The 21296-nt window shown below is 37.4% G+C and carries 23 protein-coding genes; 6 read left to right on the forward strand and 17 right to left on the reverse strand.

The genetic code is table 11. The features are described 5' to 3' along the window. Positions 1 to 3: 3 nt before the first annotated feature. From ACX9YW_RS08835 to deoR, 9 genes are all read right to left on the reverse strand, one after another. On the reverse strand, positions 4 to 285 hold the full coding sequence (locus ACX9YW_RS08835) for a EutN/CcmL family microcompartment protein (protein WP_460344987.1): 282 nt from the start codon (positions 283 to 285) through the stop codon (positions 4 to 6). A gap of 4 nt (positions 286 to 289) precedes the next feature. Then, positions 290 to 754: a ribose 5-phosphate isomerase B gene (rpiB, locus tag ACX9YW_RS08840; RefSeq protein WP_460344990.1), complete on the reverse strand. Its 465-nt coding sequence runs from the start codon at positions 752 to 754 to the stop codon at positions 290 to 292. A gap of 12 nt (positions 755 to 766) precedes the next feature. Beyond that, a complete protein-coding gene (gene tpiA, locus ACX9YW_RS08845; RefSeq protein ID WP_460344993.1) occupies positions 767 to 1597 on the reverse strand; it encodes a triose-phosphate isomerase in 831 nt (276 codons plus the stop codon). Between the two features lie 14 nt (positions 1598 to 1611). Next, complete coding sequence (locus ACX9YW_RS08850) at positions 1612 to 1884, reverse strand: BMC domain-containing protein (protein WP_460345244.1); 273 nt, start codon at positions 1882 to 1884, stop codon at positions 1612 to 1614. Between the two features lie 132 nt (positions 1885 to 2016). Continuing rightward, the gene (locus ACX9YW_RS08855; protein ID WP_460344996.1) at positions 2017 to 3441 is read right to left on the reverse strand and encodes an aldehyde dehydrogenase family protein; all 1425 of its coding nucleotides are present in this window, start codon (positions 3439 to 3441) and stop codon (positions 2017 to 2019) included. 16 nt (positions 3442 to 3457) lie between these two features. After that, a complete protein-coding gene (locus tag ACX9YW_RS08860) occupies positions 3458 to 3751 on the reverse strand; it encodes a EutN/CcmL family microcompartment protein (protein WP_460344999.1) in 294 nt (97 codons plus the stop codon). A 4-nt stretch (positions 3752 to 3755) separates the two neighbouring features. Continuing rightward, on the reverse strand, positions 3756 to 4478 hold the full coding sequence (locus tag ACX9YW_RS08865) for a hypothetical protein (RefSeq protein WP_460345002.1): 723 nt from the start codon (positions 4476 to 4478) through the stop codon (positions 3756 to 3758). Then, positions 4462 to 5082: a phosphate propanoyltransferase gene (pduL, locus tag ACX9YW_RS08870; protein WP_460345247.1), complete on the reverse strand. Its 621-nt coding sequence runs from the start codon at positions 5080 to 5082 to the stop codon at positions 4462 to 4464. The genes ACX9YW_RS08865 and pduL overlap by 17 nt, the downstream gene beginning before the upstream one ends. A 41-nt stretch (positions 5083 to 5123) precedes the next feature. After that, positions 5124 to 6083: a DNA-binding transcriptional repressor DeoR gene (deoR, locus tag ACX9YW_RS08875; RefSeq protein ID WP_460345005.1), complete on the reverse strand. Its 960-nt coding sequence runs from the start codon at positions 6081 to 6083 to the stop codon at positions 5124 to 5126. A 243-nt stretch (positions 6084 to 6326) separates the two neighbouring features. Here deoR and ACX9YW_RS08880 point away from each other — a divergent pair, with 243 nt between their 5' ends. After that, positions 6327 to 6749, forward strand: a complete 423-nt coding sequence (locus tag ACX9YW_RS08880) for a hypothetical protein (RefSeq protein WP_460345008.1) — start codon at positions 6327 to 6329, stop codon at positions 6747 to 6749. 121 nt (positions 6750 to 6870) lie between these two features. Here ACX9YW_RS08880 and ACX9YW_RS08885 read toward each other — a convergent pair whose 3' ends face one another. Then, positions 6871 to 7491: an NUDIX hydrolase gene (locus ACX9YW_RS08885; RefSeq protein ID WP_460345010.1), complete on the reverse strand. Its 621-nt coding sequence runs from the start codon at positions 7489 to 7491 to the stop codon at positions 6871 to 6873. A 554-nt stretch (positions 7492 to 8045) separates the two neighbouring features. On the opposite strand from ACX9YW_RS08885, the gene ACX9YW_RS08890 reads away from it, so the two are divergent. Then, complete coding sequence (locus tag ACX9YW_RS08890; protein ID WP_460345013.1) at positions 8046 to 8771, forward strand: DUF3784 domain-containing protein; 726 nt, start codon at positions 8046 to 8048, stop codon at positions 8769 to 8771. 33 nt (positions 8772 to 8804) lie between these two features. On the opposite strand, the gene ACX9YW_RS08895 is transcribed toward ACX9YW_RS08890, so the two are convergent. The 4 genes from ACX9YW_RS08895 to ACX9YW_RS08910 form a co-directional block, all read right to left on the reverse strand. After that, the gene (locus ACX9YW_RS08895) at positions 8805 to 9179 is read right to left on the reverse strand and encodes a nucleotide excision repair endonuclease (RefSeq protein ID WP_460345015.1); all 375 of its coding nucleotides are present in this window, start codon (positions 9177 to 9179) and stop codon (positions 8805 to 8807) included. A 62-nt stretch (positions 9180 to 9241) separates the two neighbouring features. Continuing rightward, positions 9242 to 9772 carry a GNAT family N-acetyltransferase gene (locus ACX9YW_RS08900; RefSeq protein WP_460345018.1) on the reverse strand — a complete coding sequence of 177 codons (531 nt, stop codon included), beginning with the start codon at positions 9770 to 9772 and terminating at the stop codon, positions 9242 to 9244. An 11-nt stretch (positions 9773 to 9783) separates the two neighbouring features. Then, on the reverse strand, positions 9784 to 10578 hold the full coding sequence (locus tag ACX9YW_RS08905; protein ID WP_460345021.1) for a nucleotidyltransferase domain-containing protein: 795 nt from the start codon (positions 10576 to 10578) through the stop codon (positions 9784 to 9786). Positions 10579 to 10690: 112 nt separating this feature from the next. Next, positions 10691 to 11122 carry a CBO0543 family protein gene (locus ACX9YW_RS08910; protein WP_460345250.1) on the reverse strand — a complete coding sequence of 144 codons (432 nt, stop codon included), beginning with the start codon at positions 11120 to 11122 and terminating at the stop codon, positions 10691 to 10693. A gap of 282 nt (positions 11123 to 11404) precedes the next feature. Between ACX9YW_RS08910 and ACX9YW_RS08915 the strand changes: the two genes are divergently transcribed. Next, positions 11405 to 13516 (forward strand): transglycosylase domain-containing protein, encoded by a 2112-nt coding sequence (locus ACX9YW_RS08915; RefSeq protein WP_460345024.1) that lies wholly within the window; start codon positions 11405 to 11407, stop codon positions 13514 to 13516. Between the two features lie 126 nt (positions 13517 to 13642). Next, complete coding sequence (locus tag ACX9YW_RS08920; RefSeq protein ID WP_460345027.1) at positions 13643 to 14899, forward strand: ATP-binding protein; 1257 nt, start codon at positions 13643 to 13645, stop codon at positions 14897 to 14899. Between the two features lie 33 nt (positions 14900 to 14932). Here ACX9YW_RS08920 and ACX9YW_RS08925 read toward each other — a convergent pair whose 3' ends face one another. Beyond that, positions 14933 to 16648 (reverse strand): ABC transporter ATP-binding protein, encoded by a 1716-nt coding sequence (locus ACX9YW_RS08925; RefSeq protein WP_460345030.1) that lies wholly within the window; start codon positions 16646 to 16648, stop codon positions 14933 to 14935. A gap of 200 nt (positions 16649 to 16848) precedes the next feature. Between ACX9YW_RS08925 and ACX9YW_RS08930 the strand changes: the two genes are divergently transcribed. After that, positions 16849 to 17001, forward strand: a complete 153-nt coding sequence (locus ACX9YW_RS08930) for a YpzG family protein (RefSeq protein ID WP_460345033.1) — start codon at positions 16849 to 16851, stop codon at positions 16999 to 17001. 48 nt (positions 17002 to 17049) lie between these two features. Here ACX9YW_RS08930 and ACX9YW_RS08935 read toward each other — a convergent pair whose 3' ends face one another. After that, a complete protein-coding gene (locus ACX9YW_RS08935; RefSeq protein WP_460345036.1) occupies positions 17050 to 17316 on the reverse strand; it encodes a phage holin in 267 nt (88 codons plus the stop codon). Between the two features lie 94 nt (positions 17317 to 17410). Beyond that, the gene (helD, locus tag ACX9YW_RS08940) at positions 17411 to 19723 is read right to left on the reverse strand and encodes an RNA polymerase recycling motor HelD (RefSeq protein ID WP_460345039.1); all 2313 of its coding nucleotides are present in this window, start codon (positions 19721 to 19723) and stop codon (positions 17411 to 17413) included. A 330-nt stretch (positions 19724 to 20053) separates the two neighbouring features. On the opposite strand from helD, the gene ACX9YW_RS08945 reads away from it, so the two are divergent. Beyond that, on the forward strand, positions 20054 to 21124 hold the full coding sequence (locus tag ACX9YW_RS08945; protein ID WP_460345253.1) for a putative glycoside hydrolase: 1071 nt from the start codon (positions 20054 to 20056) through the stop codon (positions 21122 to 21124). Positions 21125 to 21296 lie beyond the last annotated feature (172 nt).

The raw sequence follows: 21296 nt of genomic DNA on the forward strand, positions 1-21296 counted from the left end.
GAGTTATTCCTCCATTTTTTGAATGTTATAGTGTTCAATAATTCCTAAAATCCCTGCATCTGACGCTGTTAGTTCTTTACCTAGTGGCAGGGATGATTCCCTACTTTTTCCCATATAGACGATGTCCCCTTGGCCGGACTGGCGAATCGTATCAATGGCGATAATCGGTTTTCCTTTAGGTTTTAAGTCATCAGTTAATGGTTGAACCACAAGTAATTTCAAACCGACCAAACTCTCATCCTTTTGGGTGCATACAACATTTCCAATGACTTTTCCAATAAACATCCGATTACCTACTTTCGCGCTTAATGAAACGACTTTCAATTTCCATTATTTTTGTTACCCGCTTATCGTGGCGACCACCTTCAAATGGGGTTTCTAGCCACGTTTTTACCATTTGCAACGCCAAGGCTTGTCCTAAAAGTTGTCCGCCAATAGAAAGGACGTTAGCATTATTATGAAGACGGCTATTCATGACAGAGGAGAGATCCCAGCAGACTCCTGCACGGACACCTGGTATTTTATTCAACGTCATACCGCTGCCAATACCCGCCCCATCGATCATAATTCCGACATAGTCATCATGAGTGGCAACACACTCGCCTACAAGAAATGCAACATCAGGATAGTCAACTGCTTCTTTGTTATGACATCCAAAATCGATATATTGGTAGCCAAGACTAGTCAGCTGTTTTTTTACGGCTTCCTTTAACTCAAATCCACCGTGGTCACTACCAATCGCAACTTTTTTCATTGTTCTCCCCCCTTATCCAAATGCCTTTATGATTCTGGTAAAATCATCAGCCTTAAGGCTTGCCCCGCCAACTAACAAACCATTGATATCTGGCATGGCACTGAGATCATTTGCGTTATCCGGTTTTGCTGACCCTCCATATAGAAGTGGAATTCTGTCAGCTGTTGGCCCAAAATGTTTTTTTAAAACAGAACGTATAAATTGATGAACCTCCTGAGCCATCTCAGGTGTTGCAGATTTCCCTGTACCGATTGCCCAAACTGGTTCATACGCAATGATGACACGAGATATATCTGATAAGTTATTGAGAGCACTAAATACCTGTTCCTCAACAACTTCATTTGTTTTGCCTAAGTTTCGCTCTGTTTCTGTTTCTCCGACACAAAGAATCGGTTTCAGACCCGAAGTTAAGGCTTGTTTGACCTTTAGATGAATAAACTCATTGCTTTCGCCAATTGCTCTTCGCTCTGAATGTCCAATGATAACGTACTCACAACCTACATCCGTTAATTGTGTTGCGGAAACATCCCCCGTAAAGGCTCCCCCATTTTCCGAATGGACATTTTGTGCTCCTATGGAGAAAGAAGCCTGAAGTTGATTTTTCATTGTATCCAAAACATATAAGTAAGGTGCAGGCGGACAAACGACCACTTCAGCTGCAAATTCTTCATTCCCATAATCATTTACAAACTTAGCAATTGAATCCAGAGTCATATTCATTTTCCAGTTCGCTACAACTACAGGCTTGATTTTATCAAAGTTTGCCAGATTGTTTTGCAATGTGTTCGTTACAACTTGTCTAACGATCTGTTCTATATAATTCTCAAGTCTAGTTTGAGACATTTATTAACACCTACTTAAGCCTTCGGTAAGATTCCTTCCACTTCGCCATTTGGTCTTGGAATTACATGTACTGAGACTAATGTACCAACACGGCTAGCTGCTTCCGCTCCTGCTTCTGTAGCTGCCTTTACCGCACCAACGTCACCGCGAACCATTACGCTCACTAGGCCAGCCCCAATTTGCTCTTTCCCGACAAGCGTAACATTTGCTGCTTTAACCATTGCATCTGCTGCTTCAATTGCGCCAACTAATCCTTTTGTTTCGATCATTCCTAGTGCTTCTCTCATGGAAGTTCCTCCTTGTATCGGACTATCAGCCGACCTATTTTTATTAGAAGCAGAAGCTTTTCGCCTCGGCTTTTTCCCTTGTTTATCCTGGTTTGTGTTGCCCGCTTTCTCAGACATCTACAACAAACCTCCTTAAACGATCCTAAATCCGTCCACTAGGACACAGCGCCTTTGACGGCTAAACGTTCTAGCGGAAGTTAAACCTTCTCCTGTTGGTCCGGCGATGGTTAAGGTTGTAAATCCTTCGGCACCAAAGCCTAGTCCTGAATAAGAAGGACCATTTTTCACAAAAATAGTCGCTTGAATTTCTCGAGCCATCTTCGTTAAATTTGTGACATTTTGTGAATGCATAATGGCCGTATGACGATTACCTTTTTCTGCTTTAACCGCCATTTGAATGGCAGTGTCAACATCCGGAACCTTCACAATTGGTAAAATTGGCATTAGCATCTCCGTCCAAATTAACGGATGGTCAAAGGAAGTTTCGGCAATCACTAGTCGTACTGTTGAATCTACTTTTTTACCTATCGCGGCTAAAAGAACCTCAGCATTTTTGCCGATAAAATCACGGTTCGGATAATATTTTCCGTCTTTTTCAACTAGGATGACTTTTAATAGTTTCTCAAGTTCGAACCCTTTTAGTTCCACAGCACCATTTTTCAGCATTTCTTGCTTAAGCGCACTAGCCACCTTTTCAACAACAAATACTTCTTTTTCAGCTGTACAAAGAACATTGTTGTCAAAACTAGCGCCATTAACGATATCCTTACCGGCTTTTGCTAGATTTGCTGTTTCATCAACCACAACAGGAGGATTACCCGGTCCTGCAGCAATGACTTTTTTACCCGTCTTCATTGCCGCTTTAACCACAATCCCACCACCAGTTACCACTAACACGCGGATTTCAGGATGGTTCATGACTTGATTACTCGTTTCAAGGTTCGGAGTTGCCACAGCTGTTAGAACATTTTCTGGTCCACCTGCTGCAACAATTGCCCGATTTAATAGTTTCATCGCGTGTAATGAAACCTTTTTCGCACTTGGGTGGGGATTATACACAACCACATTCCCAGCCGCTACTAATGAGATACTATTATTGATGATGGTCGCGGCCGGATTGGTTGAAGGTGTGATAGACCCAACGATCCCAAATGGTGCGTATTCTACTAGCGTCATGCCATCGTCACCTGTATAAGTAGTACTCACTAAATCTTCTGTTCCGGGCGTTTTGTTTGCCGCTAATAAATTTTTGTTCACTTTGTCTTCTAGACGTCCTAAACCGGTTTCCGCAACAGCCATTCTTGCTAGCTCTTCCGCGTGCTGGATACTCACTTCGCGCATTGCTCTAATCATTTTTCTTCTAGCTTCAAGCGTTACTTTACGCATCTTTGTCTCAGCAACCTTAGCTGCCTTAACAGCATCCTCTACAGTGGTAAAAACGCCATCTCCCAATGCCATTTCTGAAGATGTCACAACGACTTGTCCACTATTCTGACTCGTCATAGTAGCAAGTACTCTCTCTACTAATTTCTCAATCTCTTTTTCACTTATTTGCACAGCCTAATCCCCCCTTTTACATCTTTTCAAAAGTGAGTTTACCTTCGATTTCCACTTGGTCCACTACGCCTATGATGGCAGCGTCAACAGGTGTCCCATTGGTGACAGCCGTTTGTCTGGCGGAGCTACCGCTAACCACCATCACCACTTCACCCTTCCCGGAACCAACTGTGTCAATTGCGATCACAGGTTTGCCATCAGGTTGGATGGAAATGAGGTCAAGTGGCTGAACTACTAATAATTTTTTGCCCAACAGTTTTTCCGCTTTGGCAGAGGAAACCACGCTTCCAATTACTTTTCCAATAATCATCTTTTTACTCCTTTTGCGAAATTTTAACCCCTAATTCTCTTGCAAAATCTTTACACATTGGAGTAATTAAACTATTTTTTGGTACGACTAATTCAGATTTCCCAAGACTAGCTGCCGCTTCAATATGCTTTACTAAAACAACATGGCGCTTATCTGTAAAACTATCAAAATAAGAATCTAGCCACTTAGAAACATTGGCTAATGGTAGTAATTGAACTTTATCGTCCCTAAGTTGGCTAATATAGGTATCAATTCTCTTTGAAACAGAAAAGGGAGTCGTAATTAACTTTGTACCGCTTTTTTGTAAAAAATCCTTTGCCAAGATAATTGGTTTTCCATCAAATTGCATTTGTATGGTAATCCACAATGATAAACTATCATCCATTGTCATTGCAAGTTTTGCTAAGGTAGAATGATTAGCAGTCGCATAAAGGAGTACATCTGCTCTCACCATTTCTGCCCCTATATCTACTAGATGATCCTCATTAAGCGGGATTTGTTTAACAAAATTTATATCATCTGGAACCTTTGTCCATTTTTCAGTAACTAGAATGGTAGTATTAAAGTGACTAGAAATGGATTTCAATTTCTTCCAAATCACATCGGCGTCCATTGCAGGTTGTTGATCAAGAATGACAAGAACTTGCTTATGTTTTGGTGAGTTTTTCTCTTTATTGAAATAATCCATCACTACTTTTCTGACTATCATTTCAATTTTTTCTTTCATGATCATCCCCCCCTAACAGCTCGCCAATCTGGCCATTTTTGATTTGCGCTGCATTTGCTTCGTCGACATCAATATGCATTTCAAGTTTGTATCTAGGAGAAACACGAACTAACACTTGGTCAAAAATAACTCCTCGTTGTCCGCCCACCTTCACTTGAACACGTTGACCGTTCGAGACATGAAAACGAGCTGCATCATCAGTATGCATATGAATATGTCTTGCAGCGCAAATCAAGCCCTGCTGTACAGTGAGTTGCCCCCTAGGGCCTTGAATAGTTACCGACGGTGTTCCAACAATATCCCCGGAATCTCTAATCGGTGGTGTGATACCTAACGTATATCCATCAAATAATGAAACCTCGATTTGTGTATCTCCACGCGCCGGACCAAGAATCCTTACCTTTTCTAATTTCCCTTTTGGACCAATTAAAGTGACCGTTTCTTTGGCAGCAAACTGGCCAGGCTGTGATAAATCTTTAAGCTTATGAAGTTGGTATCCATGTCCGAACAATCTTTCAAGATGTTCCCTAGAGAGGTGAATATGGCGATTCGAAACCGCAATCGGAATCTCACGATTATTGGGAATACTAGCTAAAACTTTCATCGTTACTTCTTTTATCAAATGGATTAATTCTTTTTCTTCCACTACTCTATTCCCTCCTCATTTAGGGTGAGCAATATTTGAGCAGTGTGTTGATCGGTAATCAGTACATTGGTAAATCCGCCTCTTAATGCACCATTAATTGCATCGACCTTCTCCATTCCGCCTGCAATACAAACACTGTAGGACTTATGACTTAAATCCAATAGGTTAATTCCAATCGTACGCTCGTCCAATTCCTTATTACAAATTTCCCCATTAATATTAAAGATTCTTGAACATATATCACCAACAGCATTTTGGGCTTTTAGTTCATCAAAATCTTCACTGGAAAAATAACCTGCCTTAAAGAGAGTGGATTCCTTCGTAAATTCTCCAACCGTGAATAAGGCAATATTTGCCTGTTTCCCAAGATTTAACACCCTTTTAATGTGACGATCAGACAGGATTGCATTTGCAACAACCGGATGATCTACTACTGCTGGCAATGGTAGAAAATGTGGTGAAGTTTGAAAAGCCGAGCTTAAATAATTTAGGATCTCAGCAGCATATGTATTCGTTTCTGAGTAGCTAACACCGCCATTCAATTGAACAACCGACACATCACGCACGTTCTTAGGTTTGACATGCTGTGCCATTTCAAAAAGGGTTGTCCCCCAAGTGGTCCCGATGATGTCACCATCTGCTACAATTTCTCCTAGAAAAACGGCTGCAGCCTTTCCGAGTTCTAGCTTCACTACTTCTTCTTTATTGTCCGGAACAGGTACTACGATGCAATGTTTTAAGTTAAAGGTTTCTTTTACCGTTTTTGCTAATCTTTCGGTGCCTTCGGACTGATCAAATATTTTAATTTGAACAATCCCTTGCTCCTTGGCCTGCTGAAGCATTCTTGAAACAGATGGTCGCGAAATTCCTAACTTTTCGGCAATTTTTTGCTGACTTAAGTCAAATTGATAGTACAATTTAGCGACTTCTATCAACTTGCTTAACTTTTCATCGTCCAAATACCATGTCTCCTCCTGATATTTTGTTAAACGTTATATGAACGTTTGTGCATCTTTAGTATAATATGAATCCGTTTACATCGCAATATTGTTTAATATCATTTTTGAATTTTAATTTATTTGAAAAAATTTTCATTTTACCAAACAATTGTTCACCATCAAAACAATCGTTGTTACTTTTTCCTCTAAATACATTAAACTCTTTTAGAAGGTATAAAATATACAAAAGGAGAAGATTCAAACATGGCAAACTTAAAATATATCCAGACCAATGCTGAAGATCCGCTTTATAGTTATTACGTAACACTTTGCCATGTCTATTATTTTCATGTTGAAGAAGACAATAGCGAAAAAGAAAAGCAACAGGCTGAGTCCACCATCGAAACCATATCAAGCCTCATTTTCCATGCCATTAACATAGAAGGTACAACCATTAGAGAGATGGATAATCAACAATATGTTCAAGAATATAAGAGATTTTACAACGACTTAATTGGAGCCATTCAGGATTGTTGTAAAAACGAGGTCGATTATGAAGTGTTTTTGGAGATTATTGATGAAATAATTGGAGCGGCAAGAAAAATTGCAAAAGCCTATCAAAAGTTAGAGAGTATAAAAGTAGAAACGGTTGAAGAGGATGTAGAAGATGAGGAAGAAGAAATATAATTCCCAAACTAGTTACTGTCTCATCTATTTTTAGAATGACTTTGATGTTGTTATTCCCAAACTCCTCTCGGCTCACTGAGTTCGGGAATAACTCGATCTTTATCGATGTTATCCCCAACTTCTACTCTTGATTGATTACTTCAATAAAATGTGCAAGAATCCTTGCGGTAAGTCCCCAAATTACCTTGTCCTCGTATATATAAAAATATTCCTCTATATGTCTTGTCCGCCAATTATAATTTTCACCGCCAATGATCAGGTCGTAAGGGAAGTTTTCTTCCGGCTCTGCCTTGAAATCCACCTTATAAATTTTTGGCTGACTATTTATGAAAAATGTGATTGGGACAGTAAAAACCTCCTCTACCTCGGCTGGATTGGGTTCGATTTCGTCAATATCGTGGATAAACCCAGCAAATGGATAAATAATCATTCCAAAAGGGGAAAATAAATAATTGAGCGGGAAAACATTCGTGATATCTTCTTCACCAATGCCTAACTCCTCAACTGTTTCACGAACAGCTGTGCTTCTTTCATCTTTATCATCACGATCCATTCTTCCACCCGGAAAACAAATTTCACCCGGCTGTCTTCTTAACTTTAGAGAACGTACCTCAAATAGGACATGCATCTCGTCGTCTTTATAAACAAGCGGGAGAAGTACAGCGAATTTTGCGAAGTTTTCGCTACCAAGAATCGTTGGTAGGTGATTTTTTAGCTTATTGACAACGAAGTCCTTTTCCATCTTCTGTACCTCCTCTAAATTATTACAACATACATTCCTTATCTCGTTATTTTTAACTATTTTAACAATAAAATCGAACTGTTGGCGAATTTATCTTACCCTTTCATAACCTTTATCAATCCTGTTTTTTCATCAGCGCATTCCCATTTAGAAGAAAAAAATGGCGGTCAACCCTTTGGCTGCCGCATTTATTTTAGTATGACTAGATTACTAAACTGTTTACGTTTCATATCTTTACGAAACAACGAAAATAACAATAAATTAATGAATGTTAGGAATATCATCAAAACTGTGAGCTGATATGTTTGTGCTTTAATCGACAAAAACACACTGGTAAGGCAATATAAGGCAATGAAAAAGTAGAAGTACATAAGGATCTTCCCCATCAGGCATTCCTCCATTTAAAACTAATTACTAAACATTATAATGCTATTTTGTCAGAATTAACAGACTATAGACACAAAAAGTTCACGAATTACCGTTTAATTGGCTGATTTACCAATTACATATTATAATAGGGGCAAATAATGCCATTAAAGGGGGCCAATGACTAAATGGTATTCTTAATGACTATCCAAGGTATCATTTCACTATTATTTCTCATTCTAGGTTGGGCGATTTTAAAAAAAGAAGCGTATGGGATCATTTCCGGTTTTGCCACAAGACCTACGGAGGAACAAAATCAACTTATTGCAAATGGATTTCCACAAAAGGTCGGTAAGCTGTTTCTTTTTACAGGAATCGGCATGATTATTCTCTTTCCTTTAACTTTCACGACTATTGCTTATGCAATCGAAGTCCAATTTGGTTTTATGCTACTATCTTTATTAGGCGGTCTTGTTTATCTCTCAAAATATGAAATACCCCATAAACGAAAAAGCACTTTTACCATGAACATTACCATATTTATTGTTGTCATTACGGGTATATCCATTCTTTACTCATTCGGATACCGTGACAATGAATTAATTGTAAAGGAAGACCGTTTCGAAATTACTGGCATGTACGGTGATGAGTGGAAAATTGCAGATATTAAAAAGCTAGAATTACTTGAAGAAATGCCTGCCATCAAAAATAAGCAAAATGGATTTGGTACCGGAACGATTGCCAAAGGTGTCTTCTCTGTTGAAGATTATGGCAGCAGTCTATTATTTATCAAAAAAGGAATTTCTCCCATTCTCTATATCCAGGTTGGTGACAAAGATATTTTCATTAATGGGAAAAATGGTGGATTTTCAGAGGAATGGTATGTTCAATTAAAAAGGAAAATAGAACAATAGGATTAAAAAAAACCATGTGTTGCCACATGGTTTTTATTTATAAAACACTTTATCAATATTGTATTTTGCTTCAAGGGTGTTAATAATATAAGTTTCATAAATTTCTCTTTCCATTGGATCATCGACAACACAAACAGCAATTTTATAAACTTCATCTCTGTATTTTTTGATTGGCGAGAGATTATCTTCAAAATTCTTTTTAATTCGTTGTCTTAATTTTCTAGCCTTTCCAACATATAAAAGCTGTTCATCTATATTATAAAACATAAAAATGCCGCCTTTATCTCTTGGAATATTACGATAATCGGTAAATCCATACACGCTACTTAATTCACCTTCCATATCTTCGCCAACCGTTTTACTTTTTGTAATGACTACATCAGGATTTGGTATTTCAATCTTAATCATTCATGTCACTTCCTATTTCTAATCGAATCATTCTATCTAAAATACACTATCATAAATACTACTTAGTAAGCAAATGTTTCCTTAATCTCCGTGATTGTTTTATTCTCCCAATCCGTCCGAGTTATCGCATAACCAACCGAATCATATAATTTCCCCTCTTGTGGCCAAGCGTTTCGATGATAGGCCTCTTTCACAAAGCCACTTTTAAAAAACGTTTTCCGCATGGCATAATTGTCTGATCTTGTATGCCCCTCAACGCGAATCATCTCTGGGAAATGAGTAAAGACAAAATCTGTTAACCATTTAACCACCTGAGCACCTTTACCACTACCGCGTGATTGTTCTTTTAATCGAATATCAAACAAACAAGTCGGATCTTCCAAATCAAATAAACGGACCATTCCTATTTTCTGTCCATTCTTTAACACCCAAAACGTTTGACTGCCATCTTCCGTATAAAAACCTTTTTCAAAGGAGGAACGGATAGATGATTCGGTAGGATTTGGTTGTCCGTGAAAGGGCCAGGTCTCAGCAGTTAAAAAAGCTACCAATTCATCTATATTTCCACGATCAAATTTCAGAAACTCCAACATCTGTTTCTCCCCTATCCCCAAACCTCATCTAATGCTTCTCTAAACAATTGATCGAGTTGATCAGTTGGGTCATTTATTTTAGTCATTAAGGTATTTGCGTATTTCTCTAAATGAATAATTTCCTCATCCAAATAGTTATTAATCGCCTCTATTCTTGACTCGAGATTTAGCTCATCACTAGCCATCTTCCGCTTCAGTAATTGATGTATCGCCTTTTTAACTTCCCCTTCCGCAACGATGTCCTCTACTAATACTTGGAATTGGACTGGCGGAATTGACTGGTATTTTTCAATCCATTTGGCAGCTAATATTGGCCGTAGCACATAGAAGTACTTTTTGATTTTGACATCCTGCCCTTGAAGATATTGCCGATAATTTCCCTTTGCCATATTAAGATAATGATAAATACTAGAGTTTGGTGCAAAAATTCTAGAAGCTATCGTTTTCATTTTTTCGGCAGTTGAAAAGGCTTGATAATAAATCATTCCTGAATTTAACCACTCTAACAAAGGTGGGTTTGATTTTCGAAATAGTCTTAATGCCTTTGTCAGCTCCCACCCGCTTACATCTAATAGCTCATGAATTGGGATGGAAACAGCATCATTTTTTGGAATCTCGAGAACATCTCGCTTTTGATCAATCGACAAATACCAGTCTTGTTTATGGACATAAATAAACCGAACATCATAATCACTGTCTTTTGAAGGGAATCCCCAGGCTCGGCTTCCTGATTCACAAGCAAAAAGAATTTTTACGTCATAGTCGATTTCAATTCTCTTAATAATTTCAATAATATGTTTTTCCACCTCACCACCTCCTCTAAAGTTACCTCTAATCGTTAGACTAATCATAGTACATATTGGGGGGATATACCATAAAATGAAAAGGATGATAGAATTTTTCGTCCACCTATCCTTTTTACCTAAAAACAGTTGAGGGCACTTCGAACACTTTCCACAAAAATACAACAAACAATATGGAAAGCGCCCATGCTAACGGAGGTCTTAAATGATGTATACGCAAAATGATAAACATGGCTATGTTAAAAAGGATAGACCACCAAAGACTCCAACCGTTATCATATTTTATCAAGTTACCTTTTACATCTATCATCTCATTTAGACCGTAAAACAGAATCCAAAAACTAATGTAGAGGATTTTCTTTATAGCACCTTGGGAAGGAAACTTACCTAAATAAACTAAAATAGTAGCCGGATACTTAATTAACATAATCGATAACGAAATATGAGAATTCGTTAGCCCTAATTCCCTATCGTAACCTTGCGGATTATAGGACCACATCGGATACCTATCGGATAGTAGGTATAAATAAATAAAGTCCCCTAACATAAAGAAAAGGATCGTAGAATAATACTTTCTCCAATTATGCCAATCCCCCCATTTAAATAATATTGCCAACCATGCCAATGCATATATCGCATTCAAGCTATACACCCTTTTATATCAGTTTTAATTGTAAGATATTTACATTTTATCCAAAAAGAATATGTTTATTATTCCTTTACAAAAAAAGGTAATAATGCCGGTTATAAGATACATATCTTTAGCTATTTGCTAAGAATATGTCTATAATAAATGGAATAAAAACGCAATGAATGTAGGCGATAATAGATGAACCGATTAAAAATATTAAAGGAAAAACTTATTCATTTTTGGAAAAAGAAACACCTTACACAATTTTTTTTACTAATGACCTTAACTACCTTTTTATCCATTTTGTTATTCTTCGTTTGGACTGCCAGCAGAGTGAATGTGGAATCCCTAAAGGAAGGCTTAAGTCAACCAACCATCGTCTATGACCGTGAAGAACAGGTTGCCTCAAATGTTCTGACCAACCGTACCAAGGGGGTCACTTTTGAAGTGCTACCGAAGCATGTTGGAGACGCTGTTGTCGCCATTGAGGATGAACGTTTCTACGAACATAATGGATTTGACCTCAAAGGAATCACCCGGGCTTTTTTCAGTAACCTGGTCTCGGGAAGAATCACTGGTGGTGGAAGTACAATAACTCAGCAGTTAACGAAAAATGCGCTTCTTTCACAAGAAAAAACATATAAACGAAAAATAGAAGAATTATTTTTAGCTGTAAAAATAGAAAAAGTCTATAAAAAAGAAGAGATTCTTCAAATGTATTTGAACCAAGTTTATTTCGGAAGTAGCTCATGGGGGATTGGCCAGGCTTCAAAAAAGTATTTTGCCAAGGACATTACTGACATTAGCATTAGCGAAGCGGCGACATTAGCTGCACTGTTACAGGCTCCAAATTCCCTTAACCCCTACCATCATTATGATCGAGCCCTTAAACGACGAAATGTTGTTTTAGCAAAAATGATGGAAAAAAAGATGATTTCGAAAAAAGAGTATCAAACCGCCTTGAACGAAAAAATAAACCTGAAGGATGGCGGCGGAAGTTTTATTGAGCGAAAATATCCTTATTATGTGGATGCAGTTATAGATGAGGCTGTTAGCAAATACGGATTGACCCAAGAAGAAATATTGACTCGTGGGTATAAAATATATACCGAAATGGACCAACATGTACAATCTGCCCTTGAAAAAGTGTATAAAAACGACTCCCGATTCCCTAGAGGGCGCGACGGGAGTATTGTTCAAAGTGGTGCCGTCTTTATGAACCCAGGAAACGGTGGAGTGATTGGGTTAATCGGGGGACGAGACGAAACGGTTTTTCGTGGTTTTAATCGAGCTACTCATTTAAAAGCACAACCGGGTTCAACTATTAAGCCACTTGTCGTTTACACACCTGCATTAGAGGAAGGTTATCATCCAACCTCTAAACTGATTGACGAGCCTATTTCATTCGATCATTATAAACCAGAAAACGCCAACAAAAAATTCCAAGGTGAAGTCCCGATGTATAAAGCCGTTGAAGCATCTCTCAATGTCCCAACGGTTTGGCTATTAGATCAAATCGGATTAAAAAAAGGAACGGAATCACTGAAAAGATTTGGGATTCCAGTTGAAAAAGAAGACGAACATCTTGCGCTTGCATTAGGGGGAATGCATCACGGTATCTCCCCACTTCAATTAGCAGAAGCTTATTCAACCTTTCCGAATGGCGGTAAACGTGCGAGTAGTCATCTTATTACTAAAATCGTTGGTCCTACTGGAGATCTTATTGCTGAACATAAAGGCAAAACGGTGAAGGTCACATCTAAAACGGTAGCAAACGAAATGACTTCGATGCTTCTAAATGTTGTCGAGTCAGGTACAGGAAAAGCAGCGCAAATCAAGGGTTTGCCTATCGCTGGAAAAACAGGAACCACCCAACTTCCTTACAATGATATTAACGGTGCGAAGGATCAATGGTTTGTTGGATATACCCCTACTATTGTTGGCGCAATTTGGCTTGGCTATGATAAAACCGATCGTACCCATTATCTTTCAAGCAGCAGCTCAGAAAATGTAGTGCCTATTTTCAGAGCAGTTATGCAGGAGATACAGCCTCATATGGCTAATAAAAATTTTCCAACAGCCTCGATTAATGAAAGATTGGCAAATAACGGGGAACTAGAGGAAACCAGACTTGTTTTGGAAAAAAGAGTAAAAAAGATAAAGGAAGAACTTAAAGAAAATACATCCCTATTGGAGGAAAAAATCAAGACTGAATCGCCAAAATGGAAGGAAAACTTCGACAAAGGGATGTACGAGGTAGGGAAAACAATCAGTCAGATTCTGAAAAAAGTTAGTGAAATAATCCAATAGCTCAATTAATATGGTTAAGTTTCTAGTATCACAGTTAACCCAAATATACCCTTTCCACAGTTTCCTGTACTATAATCTTTAGTATGATACATGATTAAAAATCTCCAAATAGTCAGGAGTCTATATATGAAGAAAAAAACGCTGTTAATCTTATATTTTTCCATAAGCTTTCTATGGATCTTCGCCTCTAATTATGTGATTGAGGAATTACTTTTTAGTCATCATATCTGGCTCATTTCAAGGGCTAAAGAAATCGTCTATATCCTCATCACTGGCAGTTTCTTTTATATTTTTATTAAAAAACAAGAAGAATTAACTTCTTCTCAAGAAGACAAAAAACGACTATCAACCTTAATTAATTCAATGGTTGATTTTGTCAACTTTAAGGACGGTGAAGGCCGCTGGATTGAGGCAAACCATTTCGGATTAAGGCTATTCCAAATTGATCATGTCGATTATCGAGGAAAAAAGGACTCCGAACTTGCCGAGTATAGTCCGTTTTATTCAGAAGCATTAAGGTCATGTGAAATTTCTGATGAAGAAACTTGGAAGAAAGGAAAAATTTGTCGTGTTGAAGAGGTTATTCCTTTACCCAATGGAAAAACAAAAACTTTCGATACTGTAAAAGTTCCACTTTTTTATCCGGATGGAACGAGGAAAGGTTTAGTCATTATCGGCAGAGATATTACCGCTTTAAGGGAAGCTGAAGAGCGCCTAAGGAATACAGAAAAGCTATCTGTTGTTGGGGAATTAGCAGCAAGTGTCGCTCATGAAATTCGCAACCCGTTAACCTCTCTTAAGGGTTTCGTACAGTTGTTGCAAAAGGAGGACCCGAAGCACCCATTTTATTATCAGATTATGTTAGATGAGTTGAATCGGATTAATCATATTGTTAGTGAACTATTGTTACTTGCAAAACCCCAGGATATTAAGTTTTCTAAGGAAGACCTCCGTAGAATATTGTTTGATGTCATTTCATTGTTAAATCCGGAAGCTAGCCTTTGTGACATTCAAATTAACTTTACAACTTCCGACCATGAAATTTGGATTGATTGCGAACCAAATCAATTAAAACAGATGTTCATAAATATTATTAAAAATGCGATAGAAGCATCTGAAAAAGGTAGTAGTGTTAATGTTTATTTAAAAGAGAACCAAAAAAATGCAACGATTATCATCGAGGATTTTGGTTCCGGTATTTCGGAGGAAAGGCTTGAAAAAATCGGGGAACCCTTTTATTCTTCAAAAGAAAAAGGAACTGGCTTAGGGTTAACCGTCAGCTTTAAAATTGTCCAAGCCCATGATGGTTCCATTCGATTCCAATCTGTACAAAACAAAGGAACGACAGTCTCAATTGAATTGCCTATACATCATAAAGGTTAAAAAACGCCAAGACACTACTGTCTTGGCGTTCGATTATCTTTGGTATTGTACTCGATGAAGATTGGCAAAAATTCCACCTCGAGCAATTAGCTCATCATGATTTCCTTCTTCTGCAATACCATCTTCTGTCACAACAAGAATTCGATTAGCGGTTCGAATCGTGGCTAATCGATGAGCAATGACCAATGTCGTTCTATTTTTGGATAGTTCCGTTAAGGCGGCTTGGATAATGGATTCAGTTTCAGTATCAAGGGCAGAAGTGGCCTCATCCAAAATTAAGATTGGCGGATTTTTCAAGAACATTCTGGCAATCGCTAATCTTTGCTTCTGTCCACCTGATAACTTTAGACCTCTTTCACCGATTTGAGTCTCATAACCATCAGGCAGTGAGGCGATGAAATCCTCTAAATGCGCCCTTCTTGCTGCCTCTCTTATTTGTTCATCTGTCGCATCCAACATTCCATATGCAATATTTTCACGTAATGTACCAGTAAACAAAAATACATCCTGCTGAACAATTCCTATTTGGGAACGAAGTGATTTGCGAGTCAAGTCACGTATGTCCATTCCGTCAATGGTAATGCTACCTGAGTTCACGTCATAAAATCGAGGGATTAATGAACATATTGTCGTTTTTCCAGCTCCGGATGGACCTACAAATGCAACCGTTTCTCCTGCTGGAATATGCAGGTCGATTTCCTTTAAAACCGGTTTATGATCATCATAACTAAAGCTAACATGATTAAAAACAATATCCCCTGTTAAAGAATTTACTTCAATAGCATCTTCCACATCTTTTACATCTGGGTCTGTATCAATTAGCTCTGTAAATCGCTTAAATCCTGCCATCCCTTTAGGGTAAAGTTCCATTAGGGCACTTATTTTATCAATCGGTTTAAATAAAACATTGACATATAGAATGAACCCAACTAATTCCCCATAAGTCATTTGACCAGAAAAACTTAACCAGGCCCCATATACTAATACAACCAATATCATTAGCCTCGTCATCATAAAGATTCCGGACAAGCTAAATGACATGACTTTATAGGCGGATAATTTTGCCAATCGAAATTTTTGATTATTGGTTTTAAAGCGAGAAATTTCAAATTCTTCATTGGTAAAAGATTGAACGACTCGAATGCCCGAAACACTATCCTCTACCCTTGCATTCACATCGGCAATGTTGCTATACATCCGAGCCCAAGCGGTATTCATTTTAAAATTACAAACTGTAATTAACCAAATTAAAAACGGAACGATGATAATCGTGACAAGTGCTAATTTTACATTAATTGTCATCATGATCCAAAAAGCACCAATGAAGGTCATCATTGAAATAAACAGATCCTCTGGACCATGATGGGCTAGTTCACCCAAGTCAAATAAATCATTGGTAATCCGGCTCATAATATGGCCGGTTTTTGTATTGTCAAAAAACCGAAAGCTTTGCTTTTGAATATGCTGAAATAACTGTTGCCTCATATCGGTTTCAATATTGATTCCTAGTTTATGTCCCCAATAATTGACAACAAATTGAAGTAGCATACTGACAATATAAACCAGTAATAAGCCAGCACTAACTGATACAATTGTAGACCAATTGCCTTCCGGAAGCAGTGTATCAATAAACCAGGATACGGCCAATGGAAAGGCCAGTTCTAGTATGGCAACAACCACTGCACTAGAAAAATCTAAAATAAATAATTTTTTATGTGGTTTATAATACGAAAAAAATCGCCGAATCATAGCTGTCTCCTTTTTTTCTAAGTATATTTGGATTATAGGCTGAGAAGGAGAATATTTCAAGGATTCTGAATTTTCCTAGTGGCTATTATTGGTCCGATATCTAGGAATGATTTTGTAGGAAATATCAAATACTTTAAGTGATATTCCTTGTAATATCGCAGGTTTCAGAATTCCAATCCAAACGATGAGGTGATTTTCGAATGAGTTATCAAGATCATTTAGATCCACAATCTCAGAGGTTTCACCATAATTGGACAAGACCTAAGCGTCAAAAATCACAAGTTAATGGACATACAGAAATGTCACAAAACAATATTATCTTGAGAAGTAACGCAAAGGCGCACAGATGGTAAGGAGTTCTGAAACAAAAAGAAGACCTCAGCGGGTCTTCTTTTTTTATATTATTTAGGCTCGGTATATCCTTTAGCGCGCTCACTGTCCCCTATACCTTTTGTAGTTGGATCTTGAACTACTCCAAGCATTGACATTAAGACAAACACCGTATTCACGATTGCAAGCACCTCTTGTTTAATCTCTTCTGCCAGGTTAAAGTTGATAATTCCAAAGGTATTGAGCAATGCAAGAGAAATTTCTGCCAAAATCAACACTTGGGAAACAAACGCCAACATCCATGTTCGATTTTTAAAACGGACTTTCCAGTTTATCATGTTCTTCCCTCCAAATAGTTAGTAAAAACCTTACTACTAACTTATGTTGGTCAGTGTTAATGGTTGTCCGCTAATATCTATACATCAAAATTATTTATAAAATATTGTATGTTTCACATGGAATGGCATCCAAAATCGGATTTTTCTTACTAATAGAGTATAGGTGTAATTCATGCATCGCTCTAGTACAGGTAGTATAAAACAATTTACTTTCTTCCATTCTTGTATATTGGGAAGAATCAAAAATGAGGACTGCATCAAATTCAATTCCTTTTGCCAAATAACTTGGAATAATAATGATTCCGGATTCAAAGGTAAGTGCCCCTTTTTCAATCAACCTTACAGGAATCTCATTCTTTAATAAGTCAAACGCCAATTTGCTTTCTTTTGCCGTTTTACAAATAATTGCAATTGTATGATAACCAGCATTTTTTAATTGACTAACCCTATCAAGAATGTCTTTTTCTATTTCCCAATAATCCGTTTTGATGGTAAGTGATGGCTTATTACCTGAGCGATTAAACGGTTCGATTAGCTCCCCGTTTTCAATTAATGCTCTTGAAAATTCAACAATTTCTTTCGTTGAACGGTAGGTTTTCGTTAATATTATTTTCTCCATTCCCGCTTCATCCTTTTGACTCTTTCCTAATACAGTGTCAGCCTTTGTAACACCAGAATAGATCGCCTGGTTAATATCCCCTAGTAAAGTCATTTTACTATAAGGGAAAAGCTGTTCAATATAAGAAAATTGGAGCGGTGAATAGTCTTGTGCCTCATCAATAAAAACATGTCGTATCGAAGTATCAGAATTCCGTCCTAAAATAAGGGCCTGTAAATAAACAAATGGACTGGCATCTTCATAATTCATTTGCATTTCATTTAACTTACGAATTGTGTATTCGCCCATTTTCCCCCAGTCTGGGATATCGACTCTCTTTCTAAATATGTTTTTATAAATAGCTGCGAGATTGACAAACCCCAGTTTTTTAACCAGAGCGAACAATGGTTTAAAGCGTTTTTTCACAACCATTTCGGCTAAAAAAGCTTCTTCTCGGTCAAAATCATCAAAAGAACTCTCAGAGAACTGCTCTTTTTCCTGCAGTTTCTTAAATGCTTCAAGATAATCTTCTTTATCTAGAAACTGGATTTCTTCCTCAACCCACTGCTCTGTTTTCTCCCTTTTCATCGCCATTTTTAATTCTTTCCTTAGCATATCCTTTACTAATTCAATCTTATTTGGGATAGATATACTTGGATCAAGTGAATAAAAATATTCCTCTATTTTCCCTTTCGGAACAATCATTTTCTTTTTAAACACGATATCGATAAATACCAAACCTGTTTTCTGTAGTTCTTTTTCATAATCATCGATCAATTGTTTGAATTCATAACTTGCCTTAAAACGAATCCCTGCCATTCTTATTGAATAATCTTGATCTTTTGTTTGGGTTAATAAATATTCCATTTGGTCGTATGCATCTTCGACGTAAAAATCACGGCTAATCCTTGAATTTAAGTATTCCTGAAAAGTGGTTTGTTTCATATTTTCTTCACCAAGTTCAGGTAAGACGGTCGCGACATAGCTATTAAATAGCATATTTGGAGAGAATAGCATAATATTTTCCGAATTCAACGTATCTCGATACCGGTAAAGCAAATACGCAACTCTTTGAAGGGCCGCTGATGTTTTACCACTTCCCGCCACTCCTTGGACAATTAGCCGTTTAGCTTTTTCATTTCGAATAATCCGATTCTGTTCCTTTTGAATAGTTGCAACAATACTTTTCATTTGCGTATCTGCTTGATTTGCTAACACTTCTTGGAGCATTTCATCGCCAATCGTTACGCCCGTATCAAACATTGCCTTTACCTTGGCATCTTTAATAATATATTGCCGTTTTAATTGAATTTCCCCATGAAAAGTTCCACCTGGAGTTTTATATTCGGCAATCCCTGGCGAATAATCGTAATACATACTTGATATCGGGGCACGCCAATCATAGATTAGAAAGTTCTCATCCGTCAGGTCCATCAACGATGCAATCCCAATATAAATTTTTTCAGCTTGTTTCTCTCCTTTTTCCCAAAAGTCAATTCTGCCAAAATAAGGTGATTTCTTTAACCTTTCCATTATTTTGAGCTGTTTATCAATCTGCCCCCTAGTTCTCTCCCGCTCGGAAAGTAATTGGGCTTGTTGTCTAATGCTGTAGTGGGTCTCAAGGATATCGTCAAACTCGTCAAAATTAACAGTTACATCGTTCCAAAATGTTTGTTTAATTTCCTGAACATCTACTGAGACCTTTTGACTGTTTTTCTGGAGTTTAGCTGATTTTTGTTTGACCACCTTAATCAAATGATCGACTTGATTTTGCTCTTCTACCCATTCTTGTTTCTTTATTTCGCTCATCCAACTGCACCCCCGAAAAATTTTGGTGAAACATTTGACTTCGACAGAACGATGTGATAGAATGTTAATATAGGGTTATTATAAACACCGCAAACACATAAAAATAGTACCGTTTTTAATTGTACATTGTTTAAATTTACATATCAATACTTTTAGAAAAAATCTTCACTGTTCAAAGTGAAGATTTTTATTTTTCATGTGTGCTTTTAAAAATACATGCATGAGGCACTTAAAGGTCATATGAATAACTTATTATTTGAACGAGAAGGATAAGATTAAAAATAGCGAGGAAGTGAGTACTTGAAAAAGACAACCCTTTTCATCTTGTTCTTGCTAGCACATTCCTTATTCTTCTCTGATGGTATCATCTACGCCCAAAGTGGAACCTTTCCGTTTCATGAACCAGTTAGAGGAATTTATGTAAATGCATCAAATACAAAAAATCCACAATTTTCTAAGTTACTAAAATTAGTCCATTCAACTGATTTAAACGCCATGGTGATTGATATTAAAGATGATCATGGTCATCTGACCTTTTTACCATCGAAAAACTCACCATACTATCAAATTGGCCACCCTTATATTCAAGACCCTAATAGCCTTATGAAAACTTTAAAAGAAAAGCAAATTTACACCATTGCCAGAATAGTTGTATTTAAAGATAATGTTGCCTCCAAAGCAAAACCGCATTGGTCGTTTCAAACCAAAAAGGGCATTTGGAAGAATTCCCGGGGAGATGCCTTTGTTAACCCATTTCTCAAAGAAGTTTGGGATTATAATATCGGCATTGCCATTGAAGCGGCAAAATTAGGTTTCCAAGAGATTCAATTCGACTACGTCCGGTTTCCAGAAAAATTCGAATCATTCGAGAAAGATTTAGTGTATAGTCGGGGAACTTTTCAAAAGGAAAGGGATGGTAGAGAAAGAGTTCAGGCAGTTGCTGCGTTTGTGAAATATGCAGCTAAAAAACTGAAGCCATACGGAGTAAAAGTTTCGGTGGATACATTTGGAAATGCAACCGTTATTCCGGAGGCAAAGGGTATTGGGCAAAATTTCTCCCTGATTGCCGAAAATGTTGATGTGATCTCAGCCATGATCTATCCAAGCCATTGGTCTTCGATTTTTGGTATTCCTAATCCTGACCTCGAGCCCTATCGGTTAGTGAGAGAATATGCAAAGGTTGAAAAAGGACGTTTAAATAAATTAGACAACCCACCTACCTCCAGACCTTGGATTCAAGATTTTACTGCTACTTGGTTAGGTAGTGGTAATTATAAGGTATATGGTAAAAAAGAAGTGGAAGACCAAATTCGTGCTCTACATTCCCAAGGAATATATGAATTTTTAATATGGAATGCCGCAAATAAATATACTCCTAACGTCGATTATACACCGTATTAATAAAAGAAGCGTTTTCAAGACCGTTCCTGTATTAATTAAAAATCGTTTCATAGTTTGGTCATAATTTGTTCATTTTTGTACGTTAGAATAAACATATGTTAAAGGAAAGCCATTTAACATACTCCCCCATATAATGGATACCCAGCCTAATGCTGGGTATCATTTTTTTTAT

Source organism: Pseudoneobacillus rhizolycopersici, assembly GCF_054786815.1.